At 72.9% G+C, this 18049-nt stretch carries 12 protein-coding genes; 4 read left to right on the plus strand and 8 right to left on the minus strand.

The genetic code is table 11. From position 1 onward, the window contains the following. The first annotated feature begins 60 nt into the window (after positions 1-60). Both QUG98_RS12710 and QUG98_RS12715 read left to right on the plus strand, forming a co-directional pair. Positions 61-4839: an ATP-dependent helicase gene (locus tag QUG98_RS12710; protein WP_289470885.1), complete on the plus strand. Its 4779-nt coding sequence runs from the start codon at positions 61-63 to the stop codon at positions 4837-4839. Positions 4840-5009: 170 nt separating this feature from the next. Beyond that, the gene (locus QUG98_RS12715) at positions 5010-5789 is read left to right on the plus strand and encodes an Fpg/Nei family DNA glycosylase (RefSeq protein ID WP_289470886.1); all 780 of its coding nucleotides are present in this window, start codon (positions 5010-5012) and stop codon (positions 5787-5789) included. A gap of 118 nt (positions 5790-5907) precedes the next feature. Here QUG98_RS12715 and QUG98_RS12720 read toward each other — a convergent pair whose 3' ends face one another. From QUG98_RS12720 to QUG98_RS12740, 5 genes are all read right to left on the minus strand, one after another. Next, on the minus strand, positions 5908-6405 hold the full coding sequence (locus QUG98_RS12720) for a hypothetical protein (protein ID WP_289470887.1): 498 nt from the start codon (positions 6403-6405) through the stop codon (positions 5908-5910). A 124-nt stretch (positions 6406-6529) separates the two neighbouring features. Continuing rightward, entirely contained in the window at positions 6530-8521 is a 1992-nt protein-coding gene (locus QUG98_RS12725) for a glycosyl hydrolase (protein ID WP_289470889.1), read from the minus strand. An 84-nt stretch (positions 8522-8605) separates the two neighbouring features. Continuing rightward, on the minus strand, positions 8606-9346 hold the full coding sequence (locus QUG98_RS12730) for an efflux RND transporter periplasmic adaptor subunit (protein WP_224441912.1): 741 nt from the start codon (positions 9344-9346) through the stop codon (positions 8606-8608). After that, a complete protein-coding gene (locus QUG98_RS12735; RefSeq protein ID WP_289470890.1) occupies positions 9343-11277 on the minus strand; it encodes a glycosyltransferase family 2 protein in 1935 nt (644 codons plus the stop codon). Before QUG98_RS12735 ends, QUG98_RS12730 begins: the two co-directional genes overlap by 4 nt. Before the next feature lie 419 nt (positions 11278-11696). Next, positions 11697-12731: an aldo/keto reductase gene (locus tag QUG98_RS12740; protein WP_289470892.1), complete on the minus strand. Its 1035-nt coding sequence runs from the start codon at positions 12729-12731 to the stop codon at positions 11697-11699. A gap of 133 nt (positions 12732-12864) precedes the next feature. Between QUG98_RS12740 and QUG98_RS12745 the strand changes: the two genes are divergently transcribed. Further along, entirely contained in the window at positions 12865-13410 is a 546-nt protein-coding gene (locus tag QUG98_RS12745; RefSeq protein WP_289470893.1) for a TetR/AcrR family transcriptional regulator, read from the plus strand. A gap of 60 nt (positions 13411-13470) precedes the next feature. On the opposite strand, the gene QUG98_RS12750 is transcribed toward QUG98_RS12745, so the two are convergent. Further along, complete coding sequence (locus QUG98_RS12750; protein ID WP_289470894.1) at positions 13471-14391, minus strand: LysR family transcriptional regulator ArgP; 921 nt, start codon at positions 14389-14391, stop codon at positions 13471-13473. 70 nt (positions 14392-14461) lie between these two features. Here QUG98_RS12750 and QUG98_RS12755 point away from each other — a divergent pair, with 70 nt between their 5' ends. Beyond that, positions 14462-15244 carry a LysE/ArgO family amino acid transporter gene (locus QUG98_RS12755; protein WP_289470895.1) on the plus strand — a complete coding sequence of 261 codons (783 nt, stop codon included), beginning with the start codon at positions 14462-14464 and terminating at the stop codon, positions 15242-15244. A 104-nt stretch (positions 15245-15348) separates the two neighbouring features. Here the strand turns inward: QUG98_RS12755 and QUG98_RS12760 are convergent, their stop codons facing one another. Together QUG98_RS12760 and QUG98_RS12765 are read right to left on the minus strand one after the other, a co-directional pair. Continuing rightward, the gene (locus tag QUG98_RS12760) at positions 15349-16824 is read right to left on the minus strand and encodes an APC family permease (RefSeq protein ID WP_289470896.1); all 1476 of its coding nucleotides are present in this window, start codon (positions 16822-16824) and stop codon (positions 15349-15351) included. 265 nt (positions 16825-17089) lie between these two features. Continuing rightward, a complete protein-coding gene (locus tag QUG98_RS12765) occupies positions 17090-17962 on the minus strand; it encodes a hypothetical protein (RefSeq protein WP_289470897.1) in 873 nt (290 codons plus the stop codon). Between the last annotated feature and the right edge of the window lie 87 nt (positions 17963-18049).

An 18049-nucleotide genomic window follows, 5' to 3' on the forward strand; every position in this document is an offset into this window, starting at 1 on the left:
TGTCAAGCGATCCTGTTCCTCGGACCGCTGTCGGTGGCGGCGGGCAGGATGGGACGGACCATGACGGACGTCCTCGAGCGCTTCTCCCCCGCGACCGCGGAGTGGTTCCGCGGCGCGTTCCCCGGCCCGACCGCGGCACAGGCCGGCGCCTGGGACGCGATCTCCACCGGACAGCACGCGCTCGTGGTCGCCCCGACCGGCTCCGGCAAGACCCTCGCGTCGTTCCTGTGGTCGATCGACCGACTCATCAGCGCGACCGACCGACCGCCGGCGAAGCAGCGCACCCGCGTGCTGTACGTCTCCCCGCTCAAGGCGCTGGGTGTCGACGTCGAGCGCAACCTCCGCAGCCCGCTGGTCGGCATCACGCAGACCGCCAGGCGCCTCGGGACGGAACCGCCGGAGGTCACGGTGGGTGTCCGGAGCGGTGACACCCCGTCCTCCGACCGGCAGCGGCTCCTGCGGCAGCCGCCGGACATCCTCATCACGACGCCCGAGTCGCTGTACCTGATGCTGACGTCGCAGGCGCGCGAGACCCTGGTGAACGTCGACACGGTCATCGTGGACGAGGTCCACGCGGTCGCGTCGACCAAGCGCGGCGCACACCTGGCGGTCTCGCTGGAACGGCTCGACGACCTGCTCGAGAAGCCCGTGCAGCGCATCGGCCTGTCGGCGACGGTGCGTCCGGCGGAGGAGGTCGCACGGTTCCTCGGGGGCCGGGCCCCCGTGTCGATCATCGCCCCGCCGGCGCAGAAGACCTTCGACCTGCGCGTCGTCGTGCCGGTCGACGACATGACCGAGCTCGGCGCCCCGCCGGTCGGCGCCGACGCGACCGAGTCGCCGACGAACGGGTCGATCTGGCCCCACGTCGAAGAGCGCGTCGTCGACCTGATCGAGGAGCACCGCTCGACGATCGTGTTCGCGAACTCGCGGCGGCTCGCGGAGCGTCTCACCGCCCGTCTCAACGAGATCCACGAGGAGCGGGTGCTCGCCGCCGTCGCGGGGCCGGAGGCCGAGGTCGCGGCCGTGGGCGCGGTCCCGGTAGCACAGTCACCGGGGCGAGCGTCGGCGCACGCCCCGGTCGCACAGCCGAAGCGTCCCCCGGCACAGGTGATCGGGCAGTCCGGGCAGACCGAGGGCGGCGGGTCCGACCCGGCGGTCCCCGCGCTCGCCCGCGCCCACCACGGCTCCGTCTCGAAGGACCAGCGCGCGATCATCGAGGACGACCTGAAGTCCGGGCGCCTGCGCTGCGTCGTCGCGACCAGCTCGCTCGAGCTCGGCATCGACATGGGCGAGGTCGACCTCGTCGTGCAGGTCGAGGCACCGCCCTCGGTCGCCAGCGGCCTGCAGCGCGTCGGTCGTGCCGGGCACCAGGTCGGCGAGATCTCCCGCGGTGTGCTCTTCCCGAAGCACCGCGCCGACCTGGTGAACAGCGCCGTCACCGTCGAGCGCATGGTGTCCGGGCAGATCGAGGCGATCTCGGTGCCCGCGAACCCGCTCGACGTCCTCGCCCAGCACACCGTCGCGGCGGGGTCGGTCGACACGGTCGAGGTCGAGCACTGGTTCGAGCTCGTCCGACGCAGCGCACCCTTCAGCTCGCTGCCCCGGTCGGCGTTCGAGGCGACGCTCGACCTGGTGACCGGGCGCTACCCGAGCGACGAGTTCGCCGAGCTCCGGCCGCGTCTCGTGTGGGACCGTGTGCACGGCACCCTGACCGGCCGTCCCGGTGCCCAGCGGCTCGCGGTGACGAGCGGCGGCACCATCCCCGACCGCGGCATGTTCGGCGTCTTCATGGTGGGCGAGAAGGCCTCGCGCGTCGGGGAGCTCGACGAGGAGATGGTCTACGAGTCCCGCGTCGGTGACGTCTTCGCCCTCGGCGCGACGAGCTGGCGGATCGAGGAGATCACGCACGACCGGGTGATCGTCAGCCCGGCGTTCGGCCAGCCCGGTCGGGTGCCGTTCTGGAAGGGCGACGGCATCGGCCGGCCCGCGGAGCTCGGCCGGGCGACCGGTGCGTTCGTACGCGAGGTCGACGCCGCGTCGGACGACGACGCCCGCACCCGGGTCGCTGCCGGCGGACTCGACGAACGAGCGGTGACGAACCTGCTGACGTTCCTGCGCGACCAGCGCGCCGCCACCGGGCACGTGCCGAACGACACCACGCTCGTGGTCGAGCGGTTCCGCGACGAACTCGGCGACTGGCGGCTCATCCTGCACTCGCCGTACGGCATGCAGGTGCACGCACCGTGGGCCCTGGCGGTCGGCGCCCGCCTGCGCGAACGACACGGCATCGACGGCGACGCGATGGCGGCCGACGACGGCATCGTCGTGCGGATCCCCGAGACCGACGCCGAGCCACCCGGAGCCGACCTGTTCGTCTTCGAGCGCGACGACCTCGAGGCACTGGTCACCGACGAGGTCGGCGGCTCCGCGCTCTTCGCGGCCCGGTTCCGCGAGTGTGCGGCGCGTGCGCTGCTCCTGCCGCGCCGGAACCCCGGGCAGCGCTCCCCGCTCTGGCAGCAGCGCCAGCGGGCGTCGCAGCTGCTCGAGGTCGCCCGGAAGTACCCGACGTTCCCGATCGTGCTCGAGACCGTGCGCGAGGTCCTGCAGGACGTGTACGACGTCCCGGCGCTGCTCGGCATCTCGGACCAGATCGCCGAGCGCCGCATCCGCCTGGTCGAACGCGAGACCGAGCAGCCGTCGCCGTTCGCCCGGTCGATCCTGTTCGGCTACGTCGCGGCGTTCATGTACGAGGGCGACTCGCCCCTGGCCGAACGGCGGGCGGCGGCACTGTCGCTCGACTCCACCCTGCTCGGCGAACTGCTCGGGCGGGCGGAGCTCCGCGAACTCCTCGACCCCGCGGTCATCGCCTCGGTCGAGCGCGACCTGCAGCGGCTCTCCCCCGACCGTCGTGCACGCGACGCCGAGGGGCTCGTCGACGTGCTGCGCCTCGTCGGCGCCCTCGAGCTGGACGAGCTCGTCGCCCGGAGCTGGGTGGCGGACGCGCGCGTAGACGACGCCGACGGCGCGGCCGCCACGGTCCGCACCGCGCTCGAGACGCTCGAGCGCGACCGCCGCGTGCTCTCCTTCTCGCAGGGCGGCACGACGCGCTGGTCCGTGATCGAGGACGCCTCCCGCCTGCGCGACGCCCTGGGCGTCCCGCTGCCGATCGGCGTGCCGACCGCCTTCGTCGAACCCGTCGCGGACCCGCTCGGCGACCTGGTCGGCCGGTACGCCCGGTCCCACGGGCCGTTCTCCGCGCAGGAGGCAGCCATTCGGCTCGGGCTCGGCATCGCCGTCGTGCAGGACACCCTGCGCCGACTGGTCGCCGACCGCCGGGTGGTCGAGGGCGAGTTCCGCCCGGACCGCCAGGGCGCCGAGTGGTGTGACGCCGAGGTGCTCCGCCGCATCCGCACGAAGTCGCTCGCAGCGCTCCGGCACGAGGTCGAGCCGGTCTCGCCGGACACCCTGGCCCGGTTCCTGCCCGCGTGGCAGCACGTCCAGGCACCGGGGACCCGCGGCGGACTCCGGGGCGTGGACGGCGTGCTGCAGGTCATCGACCAGCTGGCCGGGGTCGCCCTGCCCGCGAGCGCGTGGGAGACCCTGGTGCTGCCGTCCCGCGTCACCGACTACTCCACGAGCATGCTCGACGAGCTGACCGCCACCGGCGAGGTCCTCTGGTCCGGCGGAGGCACCCTGCCCGGGAACGACGGGTGGGTGCGCCTGCACCTCGCCGAGACTGCGTCGACGACCCTGGCGGAACCGGACGGCGGCGAGACCACCGAGCTGCAGCGCGACGTGCTCGGGGCCCTGGCCGGCGGCGGCGCCTACTTCTTCCGGCAGCTCGGCCAGGCGGTCGGCAGCACCGACGACCAGGCCCTGACGACCGCGCTGTGGGACCTGGTCTGGGCGGGACAGATCACGAACGACACCTTCGCACCGCTCCGGGCGATGCTCGGGGGCAAGGCGAGGTCGACGAGCGCGCCCCGAGCCCGCGCCTACCGCGGGCGGCGACGGCCGACGCTGCCGTCGCAGTCCGGCCCGCCGTCGGTCGGCGGTCGGTGGTCGATCCTGCCGCTCGCCGAGTCCGACTCGACGCTGCGTGCGGCCGCCACCGCGGAGCAGCTGCTCGAGCGGTACGGGGTCGTGACCCGCGGCGCCGTGCAGGTCGAGGGCGTCCGCGGCGGGTTCGCCGGTGTCTACCGCGTGCTCAGCCGGTTCGAGGAGTCCGGTCGTGCGCGCCGAGGGTACTTCGTCGAGGGCCTCGGGGCGGCGCAGTTCGCGACGAGCCCCACCGTCGACCGGCTCCGGACGTACGCCCGCGACCTCGACGACGACGAACGAGCCGACCCGGACCGCGAGCGCCAGGCACTCACCCTGGCGGCGACGGACCCGGCGAACCCGTACGGCGCGGCGCTGCCGTGGCCCTCCGACGACGCGCCGGCGGACGCGGACGCCGACCCCGCTGCCGCCGCTGCCGGGTCGGACGCCGGCGCCCCGACCGGAGTTCGTGGTGCAGCGGCACCCGCGCCCACCCGCTCGACGGCCACGACCGGCCGCGGCCACCGCCCGGGACGCAAGGCCGGCGCCCTGGTGACCACCGTCGACGGGCGCCTCGCGGTCTACGTGGAGCGCGGCGGCAAGTCCGTCCTGACCTTCACCGACGACCCGGCTGACCTCGCGGTCGCGGCGCGGTCCATCGCCGCCACCGTGCGGAGCGGGCTGCGCAAGCTCTCGGTGGAGCGGGTGGACGGCGACTTCGTGCTCGAGACGCAGCTGGGTTCGGCGTTGCGCGAGGCGGGGTTCACGGCGACCCCGCAGGGGCTGCGGCTGCGTGTCTGAGGCGACCAGGGCCTCCGGGCCGGGGCCCGACCGAGCCGGACCCGGCCGAGCCCGACCCGACCGAGCCCGACCCCACCGAGCCGGGCCCGGCCGAGCCGGACCCGACCGAGCAGAGGCCGACACGGCGGAGTCGGCACGCATGGTCCGGACGGCGAGAGCGGAGGTGGACCGTGCCCGAAGGTGACACCGTCTTCCGCGCCGCCCGCCGCCTGCACACCGCGCTCGCGGGCAAGGTCCTGACCCGCTCGGACTTCCGGGTCCCCGCGTTCGCGACCCTCGACCTGGTCGGACGGACCGTCGACGAGGTCGTGCCGCGCGGCAAGCACCTGCTGCACCGCATCGGCGACCTGACCGTGCACTCGCACCTGAAGATGGAGGGCCGCTGGGACGTCTACGCACCCGGCGAGCGGTGGCGACGACCGGCACACCAGGCCCGCGTGGTGCTCGACGCCGCGGACGTCTCGACCGTCGGGTTCACGTTGGGCGTGCTCGAGGTCGTGCCGCGCGACCAGGAGTCCGAGGTCGTCGGGCACCTCGGTCCGGACCTGCTCGGCCCCGACTGGGACGCCGACCGTGCGCTGGAGAACCTGACGTCCGACCCGGAGCGGCCGATCGGCCTCGCGCTGCTCGACCAGCGGGTGCTGGCCGGCCTCGGCAACGTGTACCGGAACGAGCTCTGCTTCCTGCGCGGCGTGCTGCCCACGCGGCCCGTGGGGCAGGTGGCGGACCCGGCGCGGGCGATCGCGCTGGCGCACCGGCTCATCACGATGAACCGCGACCGCAGCAACCGGGTCACGACCGGGGTCGACCGGCCCGGACGCCGCTTCTGGGTGTACGGCCGCGCGGGCAAGCCCTGTCTGCGGTGCGGGACGCCCGTGCGGTGGGGCGAACTCGGCGACTCGGAGCTCACGCTGCGGGACACCTACTGGTGTCCGCGCTGCCAGACCTGAGCCGACCGGTCCGAGCCGGCCGCGCGGCACTGCACGGCGCGGCGCCTGTTCGCCGCCTCCGGCCGCGCCGCGCCCGGCCGGAGTCCAGCGGAGCGCCCCGTCCGGGTCGAGCCGGGGATCAGCGGTCGGCTGCCTCGACGGCGCAGCTCTCGGCGCGCTTCGCGGCGTCGGAGTCCGCACTGAACGCGCTCGGCGCCGGCGATGCCGACTGCGACTCGTCCGAGGTCGCGTCCTTCGCGGTCTGGTTCACGGCGTAGATCGTCCCGTCCCAGTCCTGCGAGGTCGGGTCGGTCTCCGTCGCCCAGATGGTCAGCTCGTCGTCGTTGGCGTCCTTGCTGTCCGACGGCACGATCGACGCGGCGAGGTACCAGCCGCCGTCACCCTCGGCGACGTTGGCGAAGTCCGTGGTGTCGTGCGGGCCGACGGCCGTGCCGATCGCGTCGACGGCGTTGCTCGAGGCGACGGCGCACTCCGCGGACTGCGACTTCTGCTCGTCCCCCGGGACCTTGCCGACCGGGTCGATGTTCTGGGCGCCGCCCGGGTCGCACGCCGTCAGGAGCAGGGCGAGGGTGGCAGCGCCGAGCAGCGCGGTGGCGGTCTTGGCTCGCGTGGTCATGCCGTGGACGGTAGGCCGCGGTCCCCGTGCAGGACCCCAGAGCGTCCGGGAAGCGAACGACGGGCGGCACCGCGGTCGGGGGACCGCCGTGCCGCCCGTCGGGTCGGCGTGCGAGGACCTGTCGCTACGACCGGTCCCGCGTCATGACCCACGCGAGCAGGTACGACCGCGTGTTCGCCGAGTCGATCACCGCGTCCGGCAGCCGCTCGGCGTCGCGGAGTGCCGCCGCGGCGTCGGACTCCCCGCCGAGCGCGCGGTACATGAGCAGGTAGTCGCCGAACTGCACGTCGTACCGGCCGTCCGGCACGGCCTCGTCGAGCACCCGCTGGATCTGCTGCCGCCCGCCCGCGTCGACGTACTCGCCCGCCATCGCCGGCATCGGGATGAGCTCGATGCCCGCGGGGGCCGCTGCAGCCGCGCTGAACCACGTGGCGTGGTCGCGCTTGCCGCCCCAGTTCAGGGAGACGATCCGGTGCGTGAAGCCCGGGAACGCGGACAGATCGGGGTCGAGCACGTCGCGCTGCGCCGAGGCGGCCTCGTTCGACAGCAGCCACGTGCCGGTCGACTCGAGCGTCGACGACCCGGACACGGCACCCCAGCGTGCGACGCCGTTCCACGCGGACACCGCCTCGGACGACGACTCCTGGTTGTTGCCGTCGGCGAAGGGCGAGTAGCCGGACGCCCACGAGTGCTGCGCGTACGGGTCGTAGACGCGGAGCGCCGGGAAGGACTCCGTCGCGGTCGGCGAGGCGATGTCCGCCGCGACGAAGTCCGCGACGGTGCGCCACTTCTGCACGAGGGAGGCGTCACCGTCGGCCACCATCGCGGCGGCGGACAGCACGTAGCCGTAGTGGAAGTGGTGGTCGTTGAACTCGTCGGAGCCGAACGACGCCTGCTGCCCGACGAGGCCGTGCACCTCGGGGTCGTACGCGAAGCACCGTGCCGTGCGACCACCGCACCCGGCGGGGTCGAGCCACTGGTCGAGCTCGGCGGCGACGGATGTCTTCAGCGCCGCGGCCTGGTCGTCCAGGCCGAGTGCGACGGCGAGCCGGTAGAGCGTCGCGACGCGGTACAGGTCCTTCCCGCCGCCGTACGAGTCTGCGGCGTACGACGATGCGTCGACCTTCGACGCGTCCTGCCGCACCTGCGCCGCCAGGGTGTCCCGCTGGCCGTCGGTCAGGCCGGACAGGTCGAGCCGGTCGGACGGCTGCACCGTGTCGACGGCGTAGCGCAGCGCCGTCCCGGTGCACACCGGCGCCGGCCCCGCGATGGTCGCGACGCGCAGGTCGGTGCACGTCAGTCCCTCGGTGCCCTGACCGGGCTGCGGGACGAGCACACCGGCACCGCCGTCGAAGTCGTACGACAGCGTGGTGCGCTGGGAACCGCGGGACGCGCTGCGCTCCAGGGACGTGCCGGACAGCGGCCGTGCGGCATCGACGAGCCGGGCGACCTGCGACGACGACGCTCCGTCCGGCGTCGGCACGAGCACCACCGACCCGCCGCGGCGCAGGGTCACGCCCGACGCGGAGACGGAGCCGTCGCGCACGACGACCTGCCAGGTGCGCCCGCCGCCCGACATCGTCGCCGTGTCGTCGCCGGTCCGGTCGAGCGGCGAGGTACCGGTCATCGTCTGGTCGCGGTCGGCCGTGTAGGTCACCAGGGGCGAGCCCTCGGCGACGACCGAGTGCCCGAGCACCGTGTCGCCGTCGCGGTGCTCGACGGTCACCGAGACCGCGTCGTACGCGGACACGAGCGTGTCCGTCGCCCCGAGGTCGAAGCCGACCTGGGGCACGGCGCCGCCGGCGATCGTCTTCTCGGTCGCGGTCACGTCCGGCAGCCCGGCCGCGAAGCCGTCGGAGGTGACCTGCCACGAGATCGGCGTCGGGAACACCGGCTGCGGGGCGTCCCCGAACACCAGGCCGGAGAACCAGCGGTTCGTCGGCGGCAGGAGCCCCTCGGCCAGACGCATCGTGCCGACCGTGGACGACGCGATGTCGCCCAAAGCGGCGACCGCGCGCGCCTGGGCCGCCGAGTCGGTCGCGGTGGCCGACGGGGTCGGGCGGTCCGTGCCTCCCGTCCCGGTGCACGCGCTCAGCAGCAGGGCGACGGCCGTCACCAGGGGGACGACCAGGAGCGCCGGTCGGGAGGCCCGGTGTGCGCCCGCAGGGCGGCCGCCGCGGTGCAGGTGGTGCCGCACCGCCTAGAGCCCGATCTGGCGCGAGAAGTCGCGGACGGCGTCGGTGACGCCCGCCAGCGTGCCGTCGTCGCGCAGGTGCAGGGTCGCGTCGACCGGCGTCCCGGGGCTCGTGATGCCCGTGGACGGCGAGGCCGACAGCTCGGGGCTCTCGACGTCGACGGTGGTCTTCGCCCGACCGGCGTCGTTCGTCTCCACGCTCACGTTCTTCACGGTGCCGGTGATGGTGCGGTCGTCGGGCAGGCGGAGCTCGACCTCGGCGCCGTTCTGGATCCGGCCGTAGTCGCGGGGCGTCACGGTGAAGTTCGAGGTGACGAAGAGGCTGTCCGCCTTGTGGATCGTGCCGAGCTCGGAGCCCGCCTGCACGTACCCGCCGGTCTTCACGTCGATCTTGGCGACGGTGCCGGACACCTCGGCCTTGAACGTGATGAACCCGTCCTCGCCGATGTCGTACGCGCTCGTCTGCGTGTCGGCGCCGACGACGCCCTTGCGGATGTCCTGAGCGAGCTGCAGGCTCTGCACCTGCAGGAGCTTCTCGCCCTTCTCCACGGAGTCGCCCTCCTGGACGTACTCCTCGGTGACGGTGCCGCCGTAGTCGGTGCCCACGGCGTACTCCTGCGCGGCGATCGCGGCCGAGGTGCTGGCCACGGCGCTCTGCCGCTGGTTGAAGACGAGCGTGCACGCGGCGACGATCACCAGGACGACGACGAGGCCGCCGAACAGTCGGAGTCGGTTGGTCCAGGTCATGCGCGGGGTCCGTCCTGCATCTGCATCGCGACGCCGGCGATCGCGGCGCGCTGGGGTTCGAGGGTGTCGGGTCGGACGACGGTCGTCCGGACGGGGCTGGCGGGCGCCTGCGCGAGCAGCACGGCCGGACGGACCGGCTCGACGCGGCCGCGCTGGCGGTCGGCGACGCGGTTCCGGGCCTGCTCGCGGAAGGCCGCCACGATGAACGCGGCGAACACCAGGGTGTTCGTGATGTTCCAGGCCGTCGCGAGGGTGAACTGGCCGTTGCCGGTGTCCCGCCAGACCGCGACGACGCTCGTCAGGGCGAGGAACACGAAGACGAGCACCTGCGGGACGATGAAGTTGAACGGCGACGGCGTCCTGCCGCGGTCCGCACCGGTGACGTGCCAGGCCTGCTCCTTGCCGCACAGGACGTTCCAGAGCGCGCTCGCGTAGATCGGGAACGACACGGCGGCGAGCAGGAGCGTCTCGTAGCGGAACGAGCCGAGGGCGTAGAAGGCCAGGACGACCTGCATGAGGTAGAAGCCGAGGTAGAACAGCACCCACTCGCCGGCACCGATCGACAGGTTCATCGGGCGCAGGTCGAAGAAGATCTCGAGCGGGGGCACCAGGAGCAGCAGGCCGGGGACGATGCCCGTCAGGTAGAAGCTCGCGGTGACGAGGTACTGCAGGCGCTGGTCCATCGTCAGGCGGTGCTTCGGGTTGAACGGGAAGTGCGTCAGCAGGATCTCGAACCCGCCGGTCGCCCAGCGCAGCTGCTGCTTCGTGAAGCCCTCGATGGTCTCCGGGGCGTCGCCGACGGCCAGGGTCATCGGGATGAACACCGACTTCCACCCGCGCTCGTGCAGCATCAGGCTGGTCCAGACGTCCTCGGACTTCGAGTCCGTGTGCATGCCGCCGACGTCGTCGATCGCGCTGCGGCGGAAGATGACGTTCGTGCCGACGCAGAACGCCGCGTTGAAGCGGTTCCGGCCGGGCTGGATGAACTTGTAGAACACCGTCTGCATGTAGCCGGCGCCGCGCGACACCAGGTTGTGCAGGTTGCCGTACGTCTGCGGCGTCTGCACGAACGCGATCGTGTCGTCCGCGAAGAACGGCACGGTCTCGAACAGGAACTCCGGCTCGGGGACGAAGTCGGCGTCGAACACGGCGTAGTAGTCGCCCTTGGCCAGGGTGAGCGCGTGGTTGATGTTCCCGGCCTTGGCGCCGTGCGACGACAGGCGACGGACGTACCGTGCGCCGAGCTGGGCGGCGAGCGCCTGCACCTCGTCGCTCCGACCGTCGTCGAGCACCCAAGTGCGGTGCTCGCCGCGCATCGCCACCGCGGCGCGGACGGTCGCGGCGATCTTGGACAGCTCCTCGCCGTAGACCGTGATGAACACGTCGACCACCACCCGGCGTCCGCGCACGTGCATCGGCCAGCGGTGCGGCTGGTCGGTGAGGCCGTCGCGCTCGATCGTGTCCCGGTCGAACAGCGTGTCCTGCGTGTGGTGGAACGCGAAGTCCCGCGGGTCGGCACCACCGGACAGGATCGTCCACATCGACAGCAGCGCCTGGCCGACGAGCACGCTCTCCGCGACGATCACCAGGCCGTAGGGCAGGAAGTCGCCGCGGTTCGCCGGGTCGAGGAGGAACACCGCGTAGGCCATCACGCCGAGGGTCGCGACGAGCACGATGAGCACCATGACCGGGCTGTGCGCGCGGCTCTCGGAACGGGGCCGCACGTGCGGGACCTGCTCGGTCGGCCGACGACGGCGGGCACGCTCGCGGTCCCGCGGGGTGAGCGGCTGCGGGAGCTGCTGCGGGAACGGCTGCTGGAGCGGCTGCTGGACGAGCTGCGCCACGTCGGGTGACTGCGGTGGAGCGCTCCGGTGGTACTGCGGAGCACTGGCGTCCGGGCGCGAGCGACGGACGTCCGTGGGTGCGGACATGAGGGTCTCCTGTCGGGTCGGGAGAGACTCACGGCCCGCAGGCATGGACGCCGACGGGTCGAGAGACGGGCGTCGGCGACTGTGGCGACATGGGTCCGGATCCTTCGGGGTCCGGCTCGGCGGGGGACCAGGGATCCTCTGCCGGGAGGTCGCAACCGAGGGTGCGGTCGCGGTGTTCGGTGTGTCGAGAGCGGTCGTGCGGCGACGGCCCGTGCCGTCGGTCGTCTGCGACACTACGACCCGCTCTGCTCGCTCGTGTGTCCGTCCTGTGAATCGCGCAGGACCCCGCCGCTTCTTGCGGTTTCCCGCAACGCCGCGGTGCGGGATGCGGGTGGGCCGGTCCACTTCCGGTTCTGGTCCTGGTCCTGGTTCCGATTCCGGTTCCGGTTCCGCGGGACGGGCGTTCCGCGGGCAGGAGGTCAGGCGGCGGAACGCTCGGCGACGGGGCGACGACGGAGCTCGGGTCGCAGGAGCGCGGGCGGCTGGTACTGCTGGTCGAGCCGGGTGACGTCGGTGCCCGGCGGCACGATCGCGTCGATCCGGTCGAGCACCTCGTCGGAGAGCGCGACGTCGGCCGCGGCCAGCAGGTCGTCGAGCTGTTCCACCGACCGCGGTCCGATCAGGGCGCTGGTGACGCCCGGGTGCGCGATGGCGAACGCGAGGGCGAGGTGGGTCGTGGGGATGCCGGTCTCCTCGGCGAGGGCGACGACCTGCTCCACCGCGTCGATCCGCCGGTCGTCCTGGTCGTGGCGGAACATGCCCGCCCGCGACAGGTCGTTCTGCTGGCCACGACGGAAGCGCCCGGTCAGCATGCCGCCCGCGAGGGGGCTCCACACGAGTGCGCCCATGCCGTACCGCTGGGCGACCGGCAGGACCTCGCGCTCGATGCCCCGGCTGAGGATCGAGTAGGTCGGCTGCTCGGAGCGGAAGCGCTCGAGCCCGCGGCGCTCGGACGTCCACTGCGCCTCGACCTGCATCGAGGCCGGGAAGTCCGAGGACCCGATGGCGCGGACCTTGCCGCTCCGGACGAGGTCGGTCAGGGCGGACAGGGTCTCCTCGAGGTCGACCGTGTCGTCGGGGCGGTGCGCCTGGTACAGGTCGATGTGGTCCGTCTGCAGGCGGCGGAGCGAGTCCTCGACTGCCGTGGTGATCCACCGACGGGAGTTCCCGCGCCGGTTCGGGTCGTCGCCCATCGGGCCGTTGAACTTGGTGGCGAGGACGACGTCGTCGCGCCGCCCCTTGATCGCCTTCCCGACGAGCACCTCGGACCCGCCCTGCGAGTAGCGGTCCGCGGTGTCGACGAGGTTGATGCCGGCGTCGAGCGCACGGTGGACGATGCGGATCGAGTCCTGCTCGTCGCCGTTGCCGATGCGGCCGTCGGTGCCGAGCATCATGGCGCCGAGCGCGAAGGGGCTGACCTGGATGCCGGTGCGGCCGAGGGTGCGGTACTGCATGGTGGTGCCTCCTGTCGGTGGCGCTCCGGTACCGGCTGTCGTAGGCTGACGTGAAGCGGAACGCTCTTCCGGAAGCATACGGAACGGCTTTCCGTTTCTGCAAGCCCATCTCGCGACCCCGAGCGGAGACACCGTGCGCGCCGACGCCCGCCGCAACCTCGACGCCCTCGTCGACGCCGCTCGGCAGGTCTTCGCCGACCACGGCGTGGACGCTCCCGCCAAGGTGGTCGCCGATCGCGCCGGTGTCGGCGTCGGCACGCTGTACCGGCACTTCCCGCAGCGCTCCGACCTCGTGGTCGCGGTGTTCCAGCAGGCCGTCGAGGAGTGTGCGGACGCCGCCGCGGAGCTCGCCGCCCACCACGCTCCCGACGAGGCCCTCGCACGCTGGCTCCAGCGGTTCACGGGGTTCGTCGCCACGAAGCGTGGCCTGGCCGCCGCACTGCAGTCCGGCGACCCGGCGTTCGAGGGACTGCACCCGTGGTTCATCGGCCGGCTCGGCGGCGCGCTGACCGGGCTGCTCGACGCCGCCTCGGCCGCGGGGACGATCCGCAGCGACCTCGACGCCACGCAGCTGCTCCGCGCGGTCGCGGACCTGTGCCACGGGGCGCCGACGACCGAGCAGAGCCAGCAGCTGGTCGGGGTGCTCGTCGACGGGCTGCGCTGGCGGGCGACCGTCTGACCCGCAACCGCCGGAGGCTCCGGGTGCGCCCGGAACCGTGGCCGTCCGCCGCTCCGGCGTTCAGCCCGGCTGGTGCAGCCGCTCGCGCGCGGTCGTCCGCACGGCCTCGGTCACGCGCTCGAGCAGGGGTGACGCCAGGTTCCACCGCTGCCACCACAGCGCCACGTCGGCCCGTCGCCCCGGCGTGAGTTCGACGAGCGCACCGCTGCGCAGGCCGTCGAGGCACTGGGCCTCCGGCAGCATCCCCCACCCGAAGCCGAGCGACACCGCGCGTGCGAAGTCCGCCGAGGTCGGGACGAAGTGCCGCGGCCCACGCGGGGCGTGCCCGAGGACCCGGCGGAGGTACCCCTGCTGCAGGTCGTCGTCGCGGTCGTAGTCGACCAGCGGGACGGCGTCCAGCCGCGTCGTCATCTGCCTCTCGGACACCGCTCCGGCGAGGTACCGGTCGACGAACGCGGGCGACGCCACGGCCCGGTAGCGGTCGACGCCGAGCGGCACCGACGAGCAGCCCTGCACCGGGTCGGCCTCGGCGGTGACCGCGGCCATCACCGTGCCGGCGCGCAGGAGTTCAGCGGTGCGGTCCTGGTCCTCGCGGTGCAGGTCGAACACGACCTCGGTGTCGACCCACACGAGGGCGAGGGCATCGAGGAACCAGGTGCCGAGCGTGTCCGCGTTGACGGCGAGCGGGATCGACGGCACGGCCGGACCGTCGACGTCGCCGACCGCGCCGAGCGCCCTGGCGGTCTCGTCCTCGAGCAGCCGGGCCTGGCGTGCGTGCCGGAGGACGACCTCGCCGTCGGCGGTGGGCACGACCGGGGTCGTGCGCTGGAGCAGCACCCGACCGAGCTGCTGCTCCATCGCCTTGATCCGCTGCGACACGGCCGACGGCGTGATCGCGAGGGCGCGGGCCGCGGCGTCGAGCGTGCCGTGGTCGACCGCGGCGAGGAGTGTCTCGAGGTGGTCGCGCTGGAGACGGAGCATGCAGGGGAGCTTACGGCGCTGCAGGAACGTGAGCTGGACTGAAGCGCCGGGCGCTCCTAGCGTCGGGGTCGTGACCGCACTCGTCCCCCTGCTCGCCGGCCTCGGCACCGGCCTGGCCCTGATCGTCGCGATCGGTGTGCAGAACGCGTACCTGCTCCGGCTCGCCGTCAGCGCTCCCGTGCGCGTCGTCGCCGCCGCGGTCGCCGTCTGTGCCGTGTCCGACGCGGTGCTCATCATCGCCGGGGTCCTCGGCGTCGGTGTGGTGATCGAACGGTTCCCCGTCGCGCTCGTGGTGGTGCGGTTCGTCGGCGCGGCGTTCCTCGTCGTGTACGGGGTGCTCGCGGCCAGACGGGCGTTGCGTCCCACCGGGCAGGCGATGGCGGTCGAGCAAGAGGCTGCGGACGACGGGGTGGCGGTGCCGACGGTCGCTGCGCGGACGACGGTCGCCCGGGCGAGAGCCGCGCACGGGACCGCCGGAGCGGCGGGGCGGGGTGCGGAGGAGCCTCCCGGCCGGAGCTCGGCTCCCGTGAGCCGGACCGCCGCCGCAGCACGCGCGGTCCCGACGCTGGGTGCGGCGGTCGCGACCATGCTCGTCTTCACGTGGGCGAACCCGCACGTGTACCTCGACACGCTCGTGTTCCTCGGCTCGGTGGCGAACCAGCAGGGCGTCGACGACCGCTGGTGGTGGACCGTGGGGGCCGTCGCCGCGAGCTGCCTGTGGTTCGGCGCGCTCGGGTTCGGCGGACGACTGCTCCGTCCACTGTTCGCGAAGCCGCTCACCTGGCGGGTCTTCGACGGGCTCGTCGCCGTCGTGATGCTGTCGTTCGGCGTCGCGCTCGCCGTCGGCGCGTAGGCGCGCGACGGCACGACGGCGATACTGCACCGTGGAACGGACACAGCACCACGGAAGATCGTGGTGCCGTGTCCGGAACCTGGTTCCGCGGGAGACGGGTACCGCTACTGCAGGCCCTTGCCCACCCGGCTGTGCCGACGGCTGTAGCCGAAGTAGATCGCGAACCCGATCGCCAGCCACGCGATGAAGCGCAGCCAGGTCTCGACCTCGAGGTTGAGCATGAGCCAGAAGCACAGCACCGCCGAGAGGATCGGCAGCACCGGCACCCACGGCACCCGGAAGGCCCGGGGTGCGTCCGGACGGGTCTTGCGCAGCACCACGATGCCGATCGACACGAGCACGAAGGCGGAGAGCGTCCCGATGTTGATCATGCCCTCGAGGCGCTCGACCGCGGTGAACCCGGCGATGAATGCCACGACGACGCCGGCGACGACCTGCACCCGGACGGGCGTCTGCGTCTTCGGGTTCGTCTTCGAGAACCAGCGGGGCAGCAGACCGTCGCGGCTCATCGAGAACACGATGCGCGACAGGCCGAGCAGCAGGACCATGACGACCGTCGTCAGGCCGATGAGCGAGCCGATGGCGATGATGCCCGCGGCCCACGGCAGGCCGACGATGTCGAAGGCCGAGGCGAGGGACGGTGCTTCCTCGTCGGCGAGGCGCTGGTAGGACACCATGCCGGTGATGACGATGCTGACGCCGACGTAGAGCAGCGTGACGATGCCGAGCCCGATGAAGATGCCTCGGGGCAGGGTCTTCTGCGGGTTCTCGGTCTCCTCGGCGCTCGTCGCGACGACGTCGAAGCCGATGAACGCGAAGAACACGAGCGAGGCCGCGGCGAGCAGACCGAACACGCCGTACTGCGCGGGTGCCTGACCGGTGACGAACGAGACGAGCGACTGGGTCAGGACGCCGCCCTCGGCACCCTTGGACGGCTCCGCCGGCGGGACGAACGGCGCGAAGTTCGCGGCCTTGACGAAGAACGCACCGGCGACGATGACGAAGACGACGATCGCGACCTTGATGACCGTGATGACGGCCGAGACCCGCGACGACAGACGCGTCCCGAACGCGAGCAGCAGCGTGAAGACGCCGACGATGAGGACCGGGCCCCACGTGAAGCCGATCGGGCCGAGCTGGATCGTGTCGGGCAGGTCGATGCCGAAGACCCCGAACGCGGTGCTCAGGTAGATGCCCCAGTACTTCGCGATGACGGCGCTCGCGGTCAGGGTCTCGAGGATGAGGTCCCAGCCGACGATCCACGCGAGCAGCTCGCCCATCGTGGCGTACGTGAAGGTGTACGCGGAGCCGGCGACCGGGATCGTCGAGGCGAACTCGGCGTAGCACATGATCGCGAGACCGCAGGTGACGGCAGCGAGCAGGAACGAGATGATGACGCTCGGTCCGGCGAAGTTCGCGGCGGCGTTCGCGCCGACCGAGAAGATGCCGGCGCCGACGGCGACCGCGATGCCCATCGCGGCGATGTCGAACGTCTTGAGCGACCGCTTGAGCGAGCGGCCCTTCTCCTCGGAGTCGGCGAGGGAGGCCTCGATCGACTTGATGCGGAGCGGTGATGCCATGGGGGTTCCCGTCAAACGGCTGGCGGTGGACCCCGGAAGGGTACTGGTGTACCACCCCGGCTCGCAAACGGTGTGGACCCGGTCTCGGGCCGGAACCACCAGCCGTCCGGACGGGAGGCGCGGCTGGGGTCCGCCCCGCGCGTCGCGAGACGACGGCGTCGCGGCGAGACACCGCCGACACAGCGAGACGCCGCCGGATCCGGGACCGTCTCGTGGCGCGCAGGGCGTCTGGTGCCGACGCCGGCGTCCCGCGCTGCGGTGCCGGTCAGGCCCCGCGACGCCAGTCGGCCAGGAAGCGCGCGCCCGCCTCGTCGTGGATGACCCCGTCGGGGGCGGTGAGCACCGGGTACGGCGTCTCCGGGACCCCGTCGGCCGGCCGGACGTCCACGTGTGCGACGTCGTGTCCGTTCGCGTGCAGCCAGTCCGCCATCGCGTAGTCGCTCCGCGAGTCGCCGACGGTCCGCCACGTCACCGGCAGCTCGCCGTCCTGCGCGAGCAGCTCGAGGGCGCGCTCGGCACCCATGTCCTTGCCGGACCGGTCGGACTCCACGTCGGTGGAGATGATCGTCGGGTCGACGCGCCACTGCACGGCGCCGTCGGCGTCGGGGCGGACGTCGTCGAGCCGGCGGACACCGAGCCCGCGCCGCTCGAGCGCCGCCACCGCCTTCGCGTCGAACTCGGCCTGGCGGGCGAGGTAAGCGGCGTTCGGTACGTCGACGCGCTGCTCGATCGACACCATCGCGTGCTTCGTCTCGTCGAAGAACACCAGGTCGGCGTACTCGTCACGGACCAGGTCGCGCATCTCGTCGGCGAAGTCCCGCGGGAGCGCGAGGTCCTCGGCGATGACCAGGTCGCTCATCCCACCCTCGTGCTGCGGACCGATCGAGCACCAGACCGCGCCCTTCTCGCACACCGCGTGGACCCGGCCGCCCTCTGCGAGCCCGCCGGCGATCAACGGACCGACCACCTGTTCGCGGATGAACGCGTCGCTGCGGCCCGTGTTGAAGACGATCGGGACGCCCTCGGCGGCGAGCGCGACGAGGTCGGTCACGATCGACGGGATCGCGATCGTGCGGGTCACCGGGCTGGCGATGGGCCCGTCGACGTCGAGCAGCAGGCCGAGGCGGGGAGCAGTCACGACCCCATCCTCTCGCACCCGCGCGGCCTGCCCGTCCGAGTCGACCGGGCCGACTGCCGTGCCCCGCCCGCGAGCGGATCCCCGCTG

Source organism: Curtobacterium subtropicum, from assembly GCF_030362975.1.
GTDB lineage: Bacteria > Actinomycetota > Actinomycetes > Actinomycetales > Microbacteriaceae > Curtobacterium > Curtobacterium subtropicum.

Bases quoted from the DNA above. Each gene is read 5' to 3' on its own strand.
- QUG98_RS12710 (WP_289470885.1), top strand. From the start codon at position 61: ATGACGGACGTCCTCGAGCGCTTCTCCCCCGCGACCGCGGAGTGGTTC.
- QUG98_RS12720 (WP_289470887.1), bottom strand. From the start codon at position 6,405: ATGACCACGCGAGCCAAGACCGCCACCGCGCTGCTCGGCGCTGCCACC.
- QUG98_RS12750 (WP_289470894.1), bottom strand. From the start codon at position 14,391: ATGCTCCGTCTCCAGCGCGACCACCTCGAGACACTCCTCGCCGCGGTC.
- QUG98_RS12730 (WP_224441912.1), bottom strand. From the start codon at position 9,346: ATGACCTGGACCAACCGACTCCGACTGTTCGGCGGCCTCGTCGTCGTC.
- QUG98_RS12760 (WP_289470896.1), bottom strand. From the start codon at position 16,824: ATGGCATCACCGCTCCGCATCAAGTCGATCGAGGCCTCCCTCGCCGAC.
- QUG98_RS12735 (WP_289470890.1), bottom strand. From the start codon at position 11,277: ATGTCCGCACCCACGGACGTCCGTCGCTCGCGCCCGGACGCCAGTGCT.
- QUG98_RS12740 (WP_289470892.1), bottom strand. From the start codon at position 12,731: ATGCAGTACCGCACCCTCGGCCGCACCGGCATCCAGGTCAGCCCCTTC.